This window comes from Nocardia sp. CA-151230 (assembly GCF_050942175.1).
GTDB lineage: Bacteria > Actinomycetota > Actinomycetes > Mycobacteriales > Mycobacteriaceae > Nocardia.
Genome location: NZ_CP192061.1, coordinates 3,501,815 through 3,517,673 on the forward strand (window position 1 = coordinate 3,501,815; position 15,859 = coordinate 3,517,673).

A 15,859-nucleotide genomic window follows, 5' to 3' on the forward strand; every position below is an offset into this window, starting at 1 on the left:
TCATGCGCGACATCGCGGCACAACTCTTGGAATGGCATGCGGCGGGCAAGGATTACGCCGTGGCCTCCATTATCGGGATCGGTGGCTCCGCGCCCCGTCCGATCGGCGCGGCCCTGGCCGTGGATGCCGACGGCACTGTCATCGGGAGCATTTCCGGCGGCTGTGTCGAGGGTGCGGTCTACGAGTTGTGTCGCGAGTCGCTGCGCACGGGAGAACCGCTCCGGGAGACCTTCGGCTACAGCGATACCGACGCCTTCGCGGTCGGATTGACCTGTGGCGGAACGATTCAGGTGTTCGTCCAGTCGGTGACCGAGTCCAATCGCGATGCGGTGGAGAAGGTCCTGCGAGCTGAGGGGGAGGCCGTGGCCATGGTCCGCGACCTCGACAGCGGCGCCGTCATGGCGCTGGGCACCTGGTGGACCTCCGGAGCCGAATTCGACGAACGGGTGGTGGCCGAAGCCCGGGCCATGCTCGACGCCGGCACGACCGCGGTGCGCACCATCGGGTGCGGCGACGCCCTGCCCGATGGACAGCCCGCTGCCGAGGTCACGGTCTTCGTGGAATCCCATGTGCCGCCGCCGCGGATGATCGTCTTCGGGGCGATCGACTTCGCGGCCGCGGTCGCCGGAATCGGCAAGTTCCTCGGCTATCACGTCACCGTCTGCGACGCGCGGGAGGTTTTCGCCACCCGCGCCCGCTTCCCCGACGCCGATGAGGTGGTCGTGGAATGGCCGAACAAGTATCTGGCGCGGACCCGGGTGGATGCCCGGACCGTGCTGTGTGTGCTCACTCACGACGCCAAATTCGACGTGCCGCTACTGGAGGTGGCGCTTCGCCTGCCGGTGGCGTTCGTGGGTGCGATGGGATCCCGGCGGACGCACGAGGACCGTCTCCAGCGGCTTCGTGCGGTCGGGATGACGAATGCCGAACTGGCGCGGTTGAAGTCGCCCATCGGACTCGATCTCGGCGGGCGCACTCCGCAGGAGACAGCGGTCTCCATCGCCGCCGAGATCGTGGCGGTCCGCCGTGGGGGCACCGGGATGCCTCTGGGCACCTACGGCGGACCGATCCATCGCGATGCGATCGCGGTGCCGGAGGTGACCGTCCCGGACTCGCCCGACGCCCTGCGGCTCACCGCTTGAGTCCGCTGTCGACCGAAAAGGAGCCACGGCCATGCCTTTGATCTTCCTGAACGGGGGTGCCATGCGCGGCGGACCCCTGAACCACCTGCTCGAGGGCGCGCCCTGCGCCGGGGAGGTCAGGACCGCGCCGCACTACCGGTTCTACTCGGTCGGCGACCGCTTCCCCGGCCTGCATCCGGTGGCCTACGGCGGCGCGCCCATCGCGGGCGAGCTGTTCGAGGTGCCGATGGAGGTGCTGCGCACTCGCCTGCTCCCGGCCGAGCCGCCGGAGCTGGAACTGGGTGTGATTGCCTTGGACGACAACCGCTCGGTGCTGTCCATGCTGTTGCGCCGCCCGATCATTTCCTACCCGCAGCTCATCGACATCACCGATTTCGGTAGCTGGCACACCTACAGGGAGGAAACGACCCGATGAAGTACACCGCCGACGGTGCTCTGCGGAAATTCGACGTGCACTGCTCGATCCTGTTCACCGATCTGCCGCTGCTGGAGCGTCCGGCGGCGGCGAAAGCGGCCGGGTTCGACGCGGTCGAGTTCTGGTGGCCCTTCGGCGAGAACCCGGTGCCCGGGGACAAGGCGGTCGACGCGTTCGTCTCCGCGGTGTCCGACGCCGGGGTGCAGCTGGTCGGGTTGAACTTCATCGACCTGGTGCCCGCTGGGCGGGGACTGGTGTCCGTGCCCGGGCGGGAGGCCGAATTCCGGGACAATATCGACGTCACCGTCGGGATCGCCGAGCGGCTCGGATGCCGGTCGTTGAATGCCCTGTACGGGAACCGGATTCCCGGTGTGGATCCGGCGGTGCAGGACGAGCTGGCGCTGGAGAACCTGCGACTGGCCGCGCGCGCCGCTGCGGGCATCGAGGCGCAGGTGGTGCTCGAGGCACTGAATTCCATTGAGTCGCCGGACTATCCGATCGTTTCGGCTACGCGCGCCGTACAGGTGATCGATGCGGTCGGCGAACCCAATCTCCGGTTCCTCTGCGACCTCTACCATCTCGCGCGCATGGGTGCGGATCTGTTCGGCGTGATCGCCGAGTACACACCCCGGATCGGGCACGTGCAGATCGCGGACGCGCCCGCGCGCAGCCGGCCCGGCACCGGAACCCTCGATTTCGAGGCTCTCTTCGCCGCCCTCGACGCCGCCGGATACGACGGCTGGATCGGGCTGGAATACCAGGACCCCGACCGTGATTGGAGCTGGATCGAGTGAGCGTCGTGCTGAGGGGGCCGGGACCGTGGACACCGCGGGGGCACCGTGCGTCGGCGCTGCCGCCCGGCTGGGTGGTGGAGCGGTTCACCGTGCAGCTACCGGTGAGTCGGACGCGGCCGGGTACGCCGGAGGACACGGTGGAGACCGCGCTGAGCGAGCAGGGCTCGACCGCTCCGCTTCACGGCCCGGGAGCCGCTGACCGATGAGGGGTCGGCGGCTCCCGCGCTTCACTGCGTCAACGCCCGATCGATGACCACGGCGTACATCGCTGTCTCCCAGGGCTCCGGCTCGGCACCCATGAGGATCTCGTCCAGAAGTGGCGCTCGCGCCAGGCTTCCCGCGCCATAGTGGCCGGAGGCGCGCGCACTGGCGATGATCGCGTAGATGACCGTGGCGTACAGCTCGGACCGCTCCGCGAGCACGACACCGTCCTTCGCCTCGAAACGCCGCAGCCGATCCTCGATCGCCTCGATCACATCCCGCAGCGCTCGAATCTCGATGTCACTATGGTCGTCCACGTCCCACCCCTTCGTTCTGCGGTGCAATTCATCGAATAGCAATGTCCTGGCCTGCAATTCGATCGGGCAGATCGGGATCAGGCACTCGGCGTGCGCATCGGAAACAGTCATTCTCGACAGCACACTGTGACTGGATAGTGGAAGGTCGAACATCGTTGGAACCTCCCCATATTCGGGATTGCGACCCCACCAGCAGACCATTAGCGACCGCTGCGGACCGGCAATTCGGGAGAATTGGGGTACATAAATTCCGAACCCGCTACTGATAACCGTTGACGCGCTACGCTACGCGGGATCCTCAGCGGAAACGGGCGCGGCTCCGGAGGCGTCGGGGGTGCTGCGTCAGGCGTCGGGGGTGCTGCGTCAGGCGTCGGGGGTGCTGCGTCAGGCGTCGGGGGTGCCGCGTCGCGGTAGGGCCACTGCGGTGGCGAGTGTGCACCGTAGTCGCCAGGGGACTGCCGCGAACAGCGACATCATGGCGGCGGCGGTGCCGCGCAGGTCGTCGCGGCCGGAGAGGTAGGCGCGCTGGGACTCGAGGGGCAGTGAGAAGAAGGCGTCGAAGAACAGCGGCAGGTCGGCGGGCGGCAGCGCCAGCAGGGCGCGTAATCCGGCCCGGCGCAACAGGTGCACCGCTCGCGCCCGACCCTGCCACAGGGATTCCCCCGCGACGACGGCATCGGCCATCCGCAGGGAGGTCGCGACGCTGTATCCCGTCGCCGGATGCGTGAAAGCGCCCGCGGCGCCGAACGTGCGGGCGTTCGGCCGGCCGCCGTGCACGGGGAACCGGACGCGTTCGACCGGTTCGGTGCCGGTGAGAGTGATTCCCCGGGAACGCAATCGGTGCGTCAGCCGGTCGTGCAACGTCCGCTGATCCAGCGCCGGGAGCCCGGCCAGGCACGTCTCCTCCAGGAGGACCCGCTCATCGTCCAGTGGCACCGCGTACAGAAACGACCGGGGCGCATCGGGTTCCGCGCCGTTGTCCGCACGCCAGTCCATGAAATACGTCTCCGGCTCCGGCAGACGGGCCCGGTCCACGATCACCCCGAATGCCGTCTGCTCGGCCAGTCCGGGGGAGCGGGCCACCCCGCGCGCGTCGATGACGCGACCGGCCGCCAGCACCGAACCCGACGCGAGCCGCACCGACGGCAGATCCAGTCCGTCGTGCCGGTGGCGGGCCGCGGGCACGATCTCGGTCACGCTGTCCTGCAGCAGCCGCGCCCCCGGGAGGTCCAGCGAATCCTGTAGGCGCGCTGTATCAAAGACGACGTAGCGGCGATCCAGCTCGATGCGGTGCTGCGCCCACACGATCGGGCGGTCGACCGTCGCCCCCACCGCCTCCGGGGCGACCCACGGCGGCAGCTCATCGGCCCAGGCCGCATAGGTGGCCGTCCACCGCCGCCGCGGGTGCGGATCGACGATCGTGACCGAGAGTCCGTGCGCGAGCGCGCGGTGGGCGAGGGCTCGCCCCGCCGGGCCCGCACCGCAGATGAGGAGATCGTCGGTCACCACGTGATTGGATCATGCCGGGTCGCCCGCCTACGCTTCGGGAATGATGCCGGGCCGGGGAGGGCTCGGGCAGGCCACGAAAGGTGAGCAGATGACGTATCCACCCGCCGGATTCGGCGGCGACCCCACCGTGCACGGGCAGCCGCCGCAGGATCCGGATCCGGCGTGGTGGGACCACCCCGCTCAGCAGACCGGCAGCCAGCAGCAGGCGCCGCAGCCCGGCTGGCCGGGACAGCAGCCGGCCGATCCGGCGGGCTGGCAGCCGACGCAGACGAATTGGATTGGGCAGCAGGGATATCCGCAGCAACCGGGGTATCCGCAGGACGCGGGCTACGCGCAGCAGCCGGGCTTCCAGCAGAACCCGGGCTTCCCACAGCAGCCGGGCTTCCCGCCGCCCCAGCCGCCGAAGTCGAACACCGGCTTGATCATCGGCGTGGTGCTGGGCGCGATCGTCGCGCTCGCGGTCGCCGTCGGCGCGATCGTCCTGGTCTCCGAGAAGGACGACTCCTCGCAGGCCGACGCCACGACGACGACCACCACATCGTTCGCCACCAGCGCCCCGGCCACCACCCGCAGTGCGCCCACCACCTCCAAGTCCGCGCCCGGCGGCAGCCGCTTCAGCTACACCGAATACGGCAAGGACTGGAACTTCAAACTGGGCGACGTCGCGCTGCAGGCCACCTATGTGTCCGGCCGCGACTACGACTCCTGCGCCCCGATCGAGGAGTCGGGCGCGCTGACCGGCCTCGGGTGCACCCGCGCCTCGGAGATGGCGTGGAAGACCGAGAACGGCGCACTGATGCTGACGCAGCTGGTGCTCACCATGTCCGACGCCGGCAAGGCCTCCAGCGCAGACGGCCAGTTCGACGACAAGGATGTGGTGCTCCCCGACGGCAGCTACATCAAGAACTTCGAAACCGGTAAATGGCAGGACGGCGACCAGGGCAAGTTCCTGGTCATCACCGTCGGCACCGCCACCGCGGCCGTCGACGAGGCCACGGTCGAGAAGTACGTGAAGTACCGCCACAGCGACACCCTGGGTGCGCTGGCCTTCCGCTGAGCACTTCGCAACTCGCGCCCGGCACCCATTCCTGGTGCCGGGCGCGAGTTTTCGGTGCGTCCGAGCTCAGATGCCGCCGGTGGCCAGCAGGCCGCCGTCGACCCGCACGGTCGTGCCGGTGATCCACGACGACTCGTCGGAGGCCAGGAATCCGATCAACGCCGCCACGTCCTCCGGCGACCCCAGCCGCTTCATCGGATAGATGCCCGCCGCGGCCTCCTCGTCGGCCGAGTACAGCGCGTCCGCGAACTTGGTCTTGATCACGCCCGGCGCCACCGCGTTCACCCGGATCTTCGGACCCAGCTGCCACGACAGCTCCTCGGTGAGCCGGATGAGCGCGGCCTTGGACGCCCCGTACGCGGCGATCACGCCGGTGGACCGCAGCCCCGCGACGCTGGCCACATTCACCACCGCGCCCCCGTGCTCACCCATCCACGCCCGGTACGCCTCCTGCACATACCCCAGCGCCGCAACGACATTCACATCGAAGATCTTGCGCACGGCATCCAGATCGGCATCCATCAGCGCCCCGTACACCGGATTGATCCCGGTGTTGTTGATCAGCACATCCAGCGACCCGAACTGCGCCACCGCGGTGGCGACCTGCTCGGCCCGAGCCGCCGCATCGCCCGAATTACCGGCGACCGCGACCACCTTCCCCGGATGCCCCAGCCCGCGCAGCCGCTCCGCCGCCTCCTCCAGCGGCTCCGGCTTCCGAGCCGAAATCACCACATTGGCGCCTCGCCTGAGCAGCTCCGCAGCCACCGCGAACCCGATACCCCGGCTGGCCCCGGTGACCAGCGCGCTCTTACCCGACAAGTCATCACTCATGTGAGGGCACGTTACTTCAGTCCCCTCGTATGAGCGATCTCGCGGTGGTTTAGCGGTCATGCGATCACCGTATGCCGGTGGTGCAGTCACACGGAAGAACCAAGTCGGTGCAGTCACATGGTCGGGGCGGGACCGACAGGCAGGATCGCATCCCGAGATCCACTCGCCGCAACGGTCAGGGCCGTGTCGTCCGGGCCAGGGGATGGGGCATGCCCGTCACCGCGGTCAGCGCCTCGGCGATTTCGGAGAGCGAGGCGCGAACGTAGGTGTAGGTGGCGCCGTCTCCGTAGGTGGGCTCCAAGTGGCCGGCGTAGGCGCGTGAGACGGCGTAGCCGAATTCGCGCTCGACGAACGTGAGCGTGGTGTAACGCAACCAATGCGCGCTCACCTGCAGACGGGTGTGGGAGTCTATACAACCCCTGCGGAACCTGGATGCGCCATGACTTGATCGAATTGTGTTGTGAGAGCGCGTCCCTCGGGGGTGGGAGTGGGTGACTCCTCCGCTGATCGGATCGAGGCATCACCGTCGGGAACGAGTCGGGGCCGTGCGGTCGAGGCTGTCTCTGCGATGCCCGGACCGTATGAGGAAGGGGCGACAGGAGTCGTTGAACACCAATCGTTTTCGACACTCCCGCCGCGTCAGGACGGACGCCGGTCCTTGGCAGGTCTGGAGTGATTCTCCCTGACCAGATCCTCCAAACCGCGGATGATCAGGCCCATCCCGAAATCGAACTCGGCGTTGTGATCACAGACCGCCAATTCGTCGACGGCTTCAGCGGTGTGGGGGAGTCCGGCTGCTTTGAGTTCGGCGCGGCGGTTATGGAGCCCGCCGAGGTTTTGTCCGCTGAAGGTCGGGCCCACTGAAGCCTCACGCAACACGGTCCCGACCAGAAACGCGAAGATGGTGCGGAACCCGCGGACTGCCTGCTCTGCCGACAAACCAGCATCCCGTAGCACGCCTAGTGCGGCATCCTGGGTGGACAGTCCGGCGATCGAGCCCAGTTCCCGAGTCATCAGCAAGGTGACGGTCCGGGGCCGCTGCGCGGCGGCACGACGAAAAGCGTTCGCCTGCGCCAGTATGTCGGCACGTAGGTCGCCACTGGGTTCAACGATGTCCAGTTTCTCCAAGAACTGACGTGCCAGTCCGTTCAGGAGCGCTTCTTTGTTGTCCACGTAGTTGTAGATGCTCATCGGGTCCACGCCGAGTTCTACCGCGATGCGACGCATCGTCAGTTGTTCGGCGCCAACATCTTCCAGTAGCGACGTCGCGACCGAAAGGATGCGCTCCTCGGAAAGCACGGCCTCACCGCGGCGGGGCCTGCCGCGACGTGCGGGGGTATCCGGACGTGGTCCGGTTCCAGAGTGGTGGTCGGTCCCCCGTGCCGCGTGGTGGCTTTCAACGTCCATGCTCCGCATCCTCCCATCTCCGAAAAATTCTACTCCGTAGATATTGATTAAACCTACTACGTAGGTTTAACGTGAGCGCACGGAAGACCGGCGGCAGCCCACGAACCAGCACTATCCGACGGACGCCTTGCACACGGGTGTGGCCGTTGATAGCGCACCGACCCGGATCGCCAGGCGCGCCGCCAGCCGGTGTGCACCCGTCGGCGCCGTTGTTCTGTGGCTGTTATGCATGAGGAGATCTGATGACCGTCAAGCTGTACGCGTTCACCGTTGGACACATGACGTTGCCCACCCTGATGCTTTTGGCCGACCGCCCCGGATACACGCGGGTACCTGTCACGTCGTATCTCATCGACCATCCCCGCGGGCGAGCCGTCTTCGATACTGGCCTCAACATCAAAGCGCAGAACAACCCTGGTGAATATGTCGGTGACCTGCTGGCCTCACTTCACGAGTTTGACTACAGCGCAGGAGAAGATATCGGGTCCCGGTTGGCCGAGGTCGACGTGGATCCGACCTCGATCACTTATATCATCAACTCGCACCTGCATTTCGACCATTGTGGCGGCAACGAACTACTCTCCAACGCGACCGTTGTCGTGCAACGCCCTGAGATCGTCAGCGCCCGAGGCGAAGACAGCCAATACCGAGGCTACTTGAGCACCGACTTCGAGACCGGTCAGACGTTCCAGGTCGTCGACGGCGAACACGACCTGTTCGGCGACGGCAGTGTCGTGCTTATCCCGACCTACGGGCACACACCCGGCCACCAGTCAGTACGCGTGCGAACCGAGCGCGGTGAATTCATCCTGTGCGGTGATGCGTGTTATCTCAAGGAAACCCTCGACACGATGACCCTTCCCGGAGTCATCACCGATCCAGATGGATTCACCCGATCGCTGAGTTTGTTGCGCAGGTTACAGAGCGCTGGCGCGACCATCATGTACGGCCATGATCTCGAATTCTGGGAAACGGTACCGAAAGCCCCCGCGCGGCTCGGCTGAACAGGGCCGTACCCGGCCGTGCGGTGTATGTCTCATGGTGTCGGTGGCACGCAACCGAGCATTGTCAAACTCATTCGGATCCAACCAAAGTAGAAAGGCAGAGAGCAATGACCCGGCAGAGATTGGAAGGCAAGGTGGCGATCGTCACCGGGGCCGGCTCGCTGGAGGACGGCCTGGGCAACGGCAAAGCGGCCGCTCTCCTTTTCGCACGGGAGGGAGCGCGGGTGCTGCTCGTGGACAACCGCCGCGCTGCCGCCGAGGTGACGCTGTCGGCGATCCAGGACGAGGGTGGTCAAGCTGCGGTTTTCGAGGCCGACATCTCCGACGAGGAACAGGTCCGTGCCATGGTGGCTGATGCAGTCACCCGGTGGGGACGATTGGACATTCTCGACAACAACGTCGGCATTGAGGCATGGGGTCACATCACAGACGTGACGAACGAGCAGTGGGACAATGTATTTCGAATCAATGTCACGGGTACCATGTACTCGTGTAGGCATGCGATTCCGGCCATGAAGCACAGTGGCGGCGGCTCTATCATCAACGTTTCCTCGGTCGCGTCACGCAAGGGTGGTGGCCTGGCCACGTATGCCTCCACCAAAGGAGCGGTCGAGGCGCTCACCCGTTCGCTGGCGCTGGACTACGGACGTGACGGTATACGGGTCAACTGTATCCAGCCCGGTGCCGTGTACACCCCGCATGCCTGGGCACAGGGTGTGCGGCCAGACCAGGCTGACGGGCCGATGTCGGAGTGGATGCGCGACGCACGCAAATCGGCTGCACCACTGGGTATCGAAGGAACCGGCTGGGACATTGGCTACGCGGCACTCTTCCTGGCGTCGGATGAGGCACGTTTCATCACGGGAGTCACGATTCCGGTCGACGGGGGAATGTTGATCTGACCTCCGGCGCACGCGATGGGCGCGCCCAACGATACTGATAACCGTCCCGCCATGCTTGCCGCTGACCGAGACTTCCGTGCCGCGATAGAAGAACCGCTGCGAAATGCGTTGTCGCGCGGTGAGATTGCAGCCGACATCGAAACTGTGGCGTTGGCCTCCGTCATCATCGCGATGCTGCGCGGGGTGGCGGTGCAGGCCTTCGGGAAGGCGACCTCGACCTGGCCGCGTGTCGCCGTGAGGTCGAGGCGCTGATCGTTGCAAGACTTCGACAGAAAGGATGAAAGATGAGTCGAATTTTCGGTAAGATCACTCAAATTGGCTACGTGGTAAAGGATATCGACGCAGCCATGCAACACTGGATTGATCTCGGCGTGGGCCCGTGGTACTACGTCGATGACGTCGAAACGGATTACTTCCGTTATCGCGGCGTTGACTCCGAGCTTAAAATGAGTGTCGCACTTGCTAATTCGGGCGACATTCAGCTGGAGTTGATCCAGCCGCGCAACGACGCACCCTCGGCGTACAAGGACTTCCTCGCCTCCGGACGCGAGGGTGCCCAGCACATCGCTTATTGGACAGAGGATTACCAGGGCCTCTACGGCCGTGCGTTGGCTGCTGGGTTCACCGTGCTGCACGAAGGCAGTATCGGCGGTGAACACGGTCGATTCGCTTACTTCGACACCGAGCGCGAGCCGGGCACGGTGATCGAGATCAGCGATGTCAGCGGCTCCAAAGGGCAGCTGTTCGCCTACATCCGCGAGACGGCCGCCACCTGGGACGGCACCGACCCGATTCGAGGCCGCCAATGACCGCGCCGATTCCATACCCCGAATTCGATGCGCTTTCACCAGAATTGCAAGAGGCCATCACCAGCCGAGCGTCGCTGAATGTCTATCGGATGGTCGCCCACAGCCCAGGTCTTGCGCCCGCTTTCTATACAATGGCCAGCGATATCTTCGTGAACAATTCGCTACCGCCTGACTGGCGGGAATTGGCCATCCTCCGCGTGGGCCACGCCTACGCAGCGATCTACGAAACCCACCACCACACCAACATCGGCAAAGCGGTGGGCATGAGTGACGCAGCCTTGATCGCGGCGCAAACGGGTGAACGCACGGGGCTGACCGCCGAGGAAACTGCAGTTGTGGAGATAACCGAGCAACTGCTGAACAACCACACACTTGATGACGCAGGCCGGGCAGCCGCGTTGTCAGTTCTGACAGTCACTCAGCTGGCAGATCTGGTCCTGACGGTGGGCTTCTATCAGCTGGTGTGCAACTTTCTCAACACTTTTCACGTCATGCCGGAAGATGGGCAACCGCAGCCGTGAAAGTGCACCATCTCAACTGCGGGACTGAACGATCGCCCGGTGCGCATCTGGTAAGTCACGTGTTGCCTCTGGAGACAAACGCCGGATTGGTCTTGGTGGACTCTGGTTTCGGCACGCACGAGGTTGTGTCCGTCGGAGTGGTGTAGCAGCTCGCCGATCGATCGGTGAGTGTCGAACCCCGGACATGAGGGTGGTCACCGCGTGATCCTCGAAGGAACTCTCACGCGATGACCGCTTTCGAGCCTGTCGATCCGAACTCCCCGTTGTCCGAGCAATTGGCCGCTGCCAGCCCCGATCTGCTGCGCACGATGCTCGCGGGATCCGCACGGTGGAGGGCCTGCTCGGTCTCTCGCACGACCAACTGCGGGGGTGCGCGGCATCGGGGATGCGGGTGTCGCGGCCATCGAACGCGCCCGCACCCACTACCGCGCGAACGCCTCGCGCAGCCCGACTGATCACGGCCACCCGCGCACGGCGCCCGGGCAGCGCACGCAGATCGGCAGCCAGCGCTCCGGACTGCGCGAAGAACAACGTCAATGGCTGACCAGCGGTGTACTTCTGCTACTCGAGCACGTGCACGACCGCCGGCGTCGTCTCCCGTGCGGCCTGCCGGTGACGCGGCCTCGATGGTGTGCCGGCCGATGGACTGAGAGACCTTGGGAGTAGTCGCCGTCCTTACATGCCCGGTCCCCGGGCCGGTCATGTCTAGGAACTGCCGGAAGGCAAGTGGCACAGTACGGAGGCGGCGCTGCCGGTGACGGCGCAGGGAATGACGGTGACGTTGTAGTCCTGCGACATGGAGCTGGTCACGTTTCCCGCGGAATCCCGCTGTTGCACGACGATATGGTGAGTACCAGGGGTTTTCGGGTGCCAGGCTATTACCGCCGTGTTCTGTGCGGTGGTACTGCAATCCGGGTAGCCGGTTTCCTTCGGGGTGACAGGCTTGTCCGATATCAGCACGCCGTCATCGAGGAACCAGACTGGGTTCGAGCAATCAGTGGTCCGGACCGAGATGTTCCAGTCATTGAGGCGGGGTACCTCGGTGCCACCGCTGACCGACAGCTGCACGATGTCCGCCGACCCGACGGGCGCGCCTGCCGAAGCGGCAGCGATTCCGGCGAAACCCGTCAGGGCCAATAGGATCCGTTTCGATCCCACAGCACCTCCTAGTGAAATAAGTATGCTTCAGTTCATTAGGGGAGTGTAGAGAGGGGTGTGGATGGAAGCGGCGGAGCCGATCCCCCTACTTTCGGGGTCATTACGACCAGCGGCGTGCCCGTCGCTCAGCCGGTGACGGTGTCGGCGCGCAGGTAGTTGTAGGCGGTTTCGCGGCAGATGCCGAATTCCCTGGCCGGCAACGACTTCGACTCACCCGCCGCGGCACGCTCGCGCAGCCTGCCGGCCTGACCGTCGGCACGGTCGGCGATCGTCGATGCCCCTGGAATTCAGGGCAGTCCACTTTTGTGAAATAAGTCGATTTCACTGATTCGGGGATCTAATTTCAATCGACCTGACCGAATACGATTGAGGTTATCGATGAATGTGACAACCAGGACATGGCACCGAACCGGCTGGGCGGCAACAGTTTCCACCCTGGCCGCGGCCTTGACTGTGGTGGCTGTGCCGGCGGTGTCGGCGGAAGTGATCCATCCCGCCGCCGCGTCGACCGGCTCGGCCGACGCGGGCACCTTCAAGATCAGCGGCGCTCCGCAGGCCTATTTCGTGGGGTCGACGTACAACCTCGATGCCGTCATGGGCGCGTGGAATATGTATGAGACCCCGACGATCAGCTTCTACGACAACGGCAAGTGCATCGGCAGCACCCAGCTGGTCGCCACGGGTGGCGAGGCTCCGAGGTTCACGACGATGCCCTGGGTTCCGACCGCCACCGGCACCCACACTCTCCTGGCGAGGACGGGCTTCAACTCCAATCAGCTCGTCGTGACGATCCAAGCCGCCCCCGTGGGAAGCACGCCCGACCCGCAACCGACACACGAGCCCTGCCAAGGCATCGGCTCGGGCAGTGCAGGATTCTGAGCCCCCGCGAACGCTCTACGGTGCGGGCGGTTGATGCGCGGCATGGGATCCTCGCCACGCCCCACGATCAGCTCACCCGCGCCGGACGGCAATGAGATCCTGTGCCGCAGCGGCCCGAATGCCGCGCTGGTGACACGCATCGAGAATGAACAGGAACCCAAGGTCGCAGATGTCTCCGAATCGGTTGCGGGAGAATGTCGGACGCAACCGGCCCGGCCGGGCGGTGAACCTTCACGGGGGTGGAAGTGACCGATCCAATAACCGATCCCATGACCGATCTGATGGCAGGAGGTTCCAGGACCCCGAATGGGGCGGCACTCTTCTCGGGGTCTCTTCTTCCCCTCCTTCCGGTCATAGCGAGATGTACTCGCGGATTTTGCCTCTGATCATCGGGCGTTCGTCGCCGAGGTTGAGCGCGGCCGGCGATCTTCGGGGCGCTGCGACATCACTTCTTCTGCTGTGAGATCGTCTGCGGTGGTCGGCTGAGCGAAGGCGCGGCCCTCGATGTCGATGCTCGGGAGCAGTCGTTCGAGCGGGCGCGGCAGCCACCACACGGCTTCGCCGAATATCGACATCACCGCCGGCACCAAGAGCATGCGGACAACGAACGCATCGACTACGACGCCGATCGCCAGGGCGAAGCCGAACTGCCGGATCATCGGGTCGTCGTTGAAGACGAAGCCGGCGAACACTGCTGTCATGATGATCGCGGCTGCCGCGACGACGCGCACGGCTTGTTCGAACCCGTGGATGATCGCGTCGTTGCCCGGCTGTCCGTGTGTGTGGGCCTCCTTCATCGACGACACGAGGAAGACTTCGTAGTCCATGGCGAGTCCGTACAACAGGCCGGTTGCGACGATGGGCAGCACCGCCAGAACCGGCGTGGTGGCGTGGAACCCGAGTAGCGTCTGGCCCCAGCCTTTTTGGAACACAGCGGTGGTGGCGCCGAACGCGGCGAGGATGCTGAGAATGAAGCCGATCGTCGCCTTGATCGGGATGATGATCGAGCGGAACACTACGGTGAGCAAGACGATGGACAGGACTGCGACGACCGCGAGGTAGCGCGGGAGTGCATCGGCCAGTCGCGCGGATACGTCGATACCGAGAGCCGTGAAGCCGGTGACTCCGATGTCCACGTGCCGATCGGTCGCGAAATCGGCCGCTTGGCTGCGGATCTGGTGGACGAGGTCCTCGGTGGCCGAATCGGTGGGCCCGCTGCTCGGTACGACGGAGAAGACCAGCGTTCGGCCGTCGTCGCTCACACCTGCGAGCGTCACCGCGGAGACGCCGGGCATGTGCCCCAGGTCCCGGTACAACGCGGAGATATCCGACGCAGCGATAGGGTCTGGCCGACTGCCGGCATCGGCGACGACAACGAGTGGCCCGTTGAATCCGGGGCCGAATCGGTCCTTCACCACTTCATAGCTTTCGCGCTGCGCTGTGTCCTGGTTGTAGGCGGCCCCGGAGGGCAGTCCCAAGTTCATTTCTGTGACGGGTAGTGCAAGCAGCCCGGCGATGAGCAGAGCGGCGAGTGTCGCGACGAACCGGTGCTTGGTCACAAGGGTGACCCAGGTGGTCGCGACCTTCCGTGCCCGGTGTGAGGGTGTGCGGATCGCTCGGGTGAAGGCGGCTTTCTGGCGCGCGTTCGGTGTGCAGATTCGTTCGCCGGCGAGGCCGAGCAGGGCAGGCAGTAGTGTCAGCGCGGCCAGTACGGCAATCGCGACTGTGGCCGTGGCGGCCAGGCCCATGGTCGCGATCAGATGGATTCGGACGATCGTCAGAGCTGTCAGTGCGATGGCTACGGTGGTGCCGGCGAAAACGACTGCGGTGCCCGAGGTTCCGAGCGCACGCCCCAATGCCTCTTCGGCAGTGAGCTCATGGTCGAGGATGTATCGGCGTTGCCTGTTGACGATGAACAGTGCGTAATCGATGCCGACGGCCAGGCCGATCATGAGGCCGAGCACGGCGCTGAGCGAGTGCAGCGAGACCAGATGCGATACGAGCAGGGTGCCGCCGACGCCTACGCCGACACCCGTCAGCGCTGTCACCAGCGGTAGTCCGGCGGCGACGATCGATCCCAGGGTGACGAGCAGAACGAGCGCGGCGATCCCCACGCCCACGAACTCCCCGGCGCCGACCAGTTCCGGCACCTGGACCATCGAAGCAGACGGAAGGACTCGGATGCCGTAGCCGGTGACGGCGTCCTTCGCTGCCGTGACCGTGTTGTCGATCGTGTCGGTGGGAAGCTCGAAAGTTTGCTTGTCGAACTGGAATTGAAGTAGGGCCGACGTATGATCCGGGGAGATGAGGACCCCCGGCACCGCCTGCCCGTTGACGTTCAGAGGTGTCGCGCTGGGAACGGCGGGATCGGACGGCGTACCGGACAGCGTGGTTGCGCTGGCCGCTCGAATGGTGGGACTCGCCGTCCCTTTCGCGGCCTCTTGCCGCAACACCGCTCGGGCGTCGATGACGTGATCGCTGGTGAAGACCTTGTCGACCGCGCCGAGGAGCGCTGTCAGATTCTCGCCGGTGTCGATGCGGGAACCGTTCCCGGTGTGGAAGGCGATGATTCCTTGGCCGCCGGACATCGACGGCATTTTCTCGGCCAGATCGTCGATGAGGGTCTGGGCAGGGGTGCCGTCGATGCGCACCTCGCTGCTCAGGTGGGGTGGGTAGCTGGCCATCAGGGCGATGATCGCTGTCAGGACAAGCGCCCAGGGGGCGATGAAATGCCATGGCCGCCGGTAGGCGGTTCGTCCGACCCGGTACAGCAGGGAAGACATTGCATGTTTCCTCTCGGGCGCCACGGTGAGCATCGAAGCGATCACCGGCAAGTAAGTGATAGTTAACTATCAAAACGGTAGTAGACTCTCACTTGAGTGGCAAGGTAGGCTCGATCACAACCTCGGTCCG

The 15,859-nt window shown here is 65.3% G+C and carries 16 protein-coding genes and 1 pseudogene; 10 read left to right on the top strand and 7 right to left on the bottom strand.

Features of this window, described 5'->3' with window-relative positions; genetic code table 11:
- Positions 1–2: 2 nt before the first annotated feature.
- The 3 genes from ACQP1O_RS16190 to ACQP1O_RS16200 are packed head-to-tail and all read left to right on the top strand — an operon-like array spanning position 3 to position 2,351.
- A complete protein-coding gene (locus ACQP1O_RS16190; protein ID WP_433566599.1) occupies positions 3–1,142 on the top strand; it encodes an XdhC family protein in 1,140 nt (379 codons plus the stop codon).
- Between the two features lie 31 nt (positions 1,143–1,173).
- Positions 1,174–1,557, top strand: coding sequence for an allophanate hydrolase-related protein (locus ACQP1O_RS16195; RefSeq protein ID WP_433566600.1), 384 nt, complete (start codon positions 1,174–1,176; stop codon positions 1,555–1,557).
- On the top strand, positions 1,554–2,351 hold the full coding sequence (locus ACQP1O_RS16200; RefSeq protein WP_433566601.1) for a hydroxypyruvate isomerase family protein: 798 nt from the start codon (positions 1,554–1,556) through the stop codon (positions 2,349–2,351). The genes ACQP1O_RS16195 and ACQP1O_RS16200 overlap by 4 nt, the downstream gene beginning before the upstream one ends.
- Before the next feature lie 227 nt (positions 2,352–2,578).
- Here ACQP1O_RS16200 and ACQP1O_RS16205 read toward each other — a convergent pair whose 3' ends face one another.
- Together ACQP1O_RS16205 and ACQP1O_RS16210 are read right to left on the bottom strand one after the other, a co-directional pair.
- Positions 2,579–2,869, bottom strand: a complete 291-nt coding sequence (locus ACQP1O_RS16205; protein WP_433566602.1) for a hypothetical protein — start codon at positions 2,867–2,869, stop codon at positions 2,579–2,581.
- A 384-nt stretch (positions 2,870–3,253) separates the two neighbouring features.
- Positions 3,254–4,378, bottom strand: coding sequence for a lycopene cyclase family protein (locus ACQP1O_RS16210; RefSeq protein ID WP_433566603.1), 1,125 nt, complete (start codon positions 4,376–4,378; stop codon positions 3,254–3,256).
- Positions 4,379–4,466: 88 nt separating this feature from the next.
- On the opposite strand from ACQP1O_RS16210, the gene ACQP1O_RS16215 reads away from it, so the two are divergent.
- Positions 4,467–5,435 (top strand): proline-rich domain-containing protein, encoded by a 969-nt coding sequence (locus ACQP1O_RS16215; protein WP_433566604.1) that lies wholly within the window; start codon positions 4,467–4,469, stop codon positions 5,433–5,435.
- A 66-nt stretch (positions 5,436–5,501) separates the two neighbouring features.
- Here the strand turns inward: ACQP1O_RS16215 and ACQP1O_RS16220 are convergent, their stop codons facing one another.
- The 3 genes from ACQP1O_RS16220 to ACQP1O_RS16230 form a co-directional block, all read right to left on the bottom strand.
- Positions 5,502–6,266, bottom strand: a complete 765-nt coding sequence (locus ACQP1O_RS16220) for an SDR family oxidoreductase (RefSeq protein WP_433566605.1) — start codon at positions 6,264–6,266, stop codon at positions 5,502–5,504.
- 175 nt (positions 6,267–6,441) lie between these two features.
- The gene (locus tag ACQP1O_RS16225; RefSeq protein WP_433566606.1) at positions 6,442–6,654 is read right to left on the bottom strand and encodes a hypothetical protein; all 213 of its coding nucleotides are present in this window, start codon (positions 6,652–6,654) and stop codon (positions 6,442–6,444) included.
- A gap of 251 nt (positions 6,655–6,905) precedes the next feature.
- Positions 6,906–7,565: a TetR/AcrR family transcriptional regulator C-terminal domain-containing protein gene (locus tag ACQP1O_RS16230; RefSeq protein ID WP_433566607.1), complete on the bottom strand. Its 660-nt coding sequence runs from the start codon at positions 7,563–7,565 to the stop codon at positions 6,906–6,908.
- A 350-nt stretch (positions 7,566–7,915) separates the two neighbouring features.
- Here ACQP1O_RS16230 and ACQP1O_RS16235 point away from each other — a divergent pair, with 350 nt between their 5' ends.
- From ACQP1O_RS16235 to ACQP1O_RS16255, 5 genes and pseudogenes are all read left to right on the top strand, one after another.
- The gene (locus ACQP1O_RS16235) at positions 7,916–8,677 is read left to right on the top strand and encodes an N-acyl homoserine lactonase family protein (RefSeq protein ID WP_433566608.1); all 762 of its coding nucleotides are present in this window, start codon (positions 7,916–7,918) and stop codon (positions 8,675–8,677) included.
- Between the two features lie 107 nt (positions 8,678–8,784).
- Positions 8,785–9,579 (top strand): SDR family NAD(P)-dependent oxidoreductase, encoded by a 795-nt coding sequence (locus ACQP1O_RS16240; protein WP_433566609.1) that lies wholly within the window; start codon positions 8,785–8,787, stop codon positions 9,577–9,579.
- A gap of 284 nt (positions 9,580–9,863) precedes the next feature.
- Positions 9,864–10,388, top strand: coding sequence for a VOC family protein (locus tag ACQP1O_RS16245; protein WP_433566610.1), 525 nt, complete (start codon positions 9,864–9,866; stop codon positions 10,386–10,388).
- Complete coding sequence (locus tag ACQP1O_RS16250) at positions 10,385–10,909, top strand: carboxymuconolactone decarboxylase family protein (RefSeq protein ID WP_433566611.1); 525 nt, start codon at positions 10,385–10,387, stop codon at positions 10,907–10,909. Before ACQP1O_RS16245 ends, ACQP1O_RS16250 begins: the two co-directional genes overlap by 4 nt.
- Positions 10,906–11,031: pseudogene (locus ACQP1O_RS16255) on the top strand (MBL fold metallo-hydrolase); the annotation flags it as partial. The gene ACQP1O_RS16250 and the pseudogene ACQP1O_RS16255, both read left to right, overlap by 4 nt.
- A gap of 583 nt (positions 11,032–11,614) precedes the next feature.
- On the opposite strand, the gene ACQP1O_RS16260 reads toward ACQP1O_RS16255, so the two are convergent.
- Positions 11,615–12,067, bottom strand: coding sequence for a hypothetical protein (locus ACQP1O_RS16260; protein WP_433566612.1), 453 nt, complete (start codon positions 12,065–12,067; stop codon positions 11,615–11,617).
- Positions 12,068–12,445: 378 nt separating this feature from the next.
- On the opposite strand from ACQP1O_RS16260, the gene ACQP1O_RS16265 reads away from it, so the two are divergent.
- Complete coding sequence (locus ACQP1O_RS16265) at positions 12,446–12,946, top strand: hypothetical protein (RefSeq protein ID WP_433566613.1); 501 nt, start codon at positions 12,446–12,448, stop codon at positions 12,944–12,946.
- A gap of 386 nt (positions 12,947–13,332) precedes the next feature.
- On the opposite strand, the gene ACQP1O_RS16270 is transcribed toward ACQP1O_RS16265, so the two are convergent.
- The gene (locus ACQP1O_RS16270) at positions 13,333–15,729 is read right to left on the bottom strand and encodes an MMPL family transporter (protein WP_433566614.1); all 2,397 of its coding nucleotides are present in this window, start codon (positions 15,727–15,729) and stop codon (positions 13,333–13,335) included.
- Positions 15,730–15,859 lie beyond the last annotated feature (130 nt).

Bases quoted from the DNA above. Each gene is read 5' to 3' on its own strand.
- ACQP1O_RS16250 (WP_433566611.1), top strand. From the start codon at position 10,385: ATGACCGCGCCGATTCCATACCCCGAATTCGATGCGCTTTCACCAGAA.
- ACQP1O_RS16215 (WP_433566604.1), top strand. From the start codon at position 4,467: ATGACGTATCCACCCGCCGGATTCGGCGGCGACCCCACCGTGCACGGG.
- ACQP1O_RS16200 (WP_433566601.1), top strand. From the start codon at position 1,554: ATGAAGTACACCGCCGACGGTGCTCTGCGGAAATTCGACGTGCACTGC.
- ACQP1O_RS16245 (WP_433566610.1), top strand. From the start codon at position 9,864: ATGAGTCGAATTTTCGGTAAGATCACTCAAATTGGCTACGTGGTAAAG.
- ACQP1O_RS16270 (WP_433566614.1), bottom strand. From the start codon at position 15,729: ATGTCTTCCCTGCTGTACCGGGTCGGACGAACCGCCTACCGGCGGCCA.
- ACQP1O_RS16235 (WP_433566608.1), top strand. From the start codon at position 7,916: ATGACCGTCAAGCTGTACGCGTTCACCGTTGGACACATGACGTTGCCC.
- ACQP1O_RS16240 (WP_433566609.1), top strand. From the start codon at position 8,785: ATGACCCGGCAGAGATTGGAAGGCAAGGTGGCGATCGTCACCGGGGCC.
- ACQP1O_RS16220 (WP_433566605.1), bottom strand. From the start codon at position 6,266: ATGAGTGATGACTTGTCGGGTAAGAGCGCGCTGGTCACCGGGGCCAGC.
- ACQP1O_RS16265 (WP_433566613.1), top strand. From the start codon at position 12,446: ATGAATGTGACAACCAGGACATGGCACCGAACCGGCTGGGCGGCAACA.
- ACQP1O_RS16190 (WP_433566599.1), top strand. From the start codon at position 3: ATGCGCGACATCGCGGCACAACTCTTGGAATGGCATGCGGCGGGCAAG.
- ACQP1O_RS16195 (WP_433566600.1), top strand. From the start codon at position 1,174: ATGCCTTTGATCTTCCTGAACGGGGGTGCCATGCGCGGCGGACCCCTG.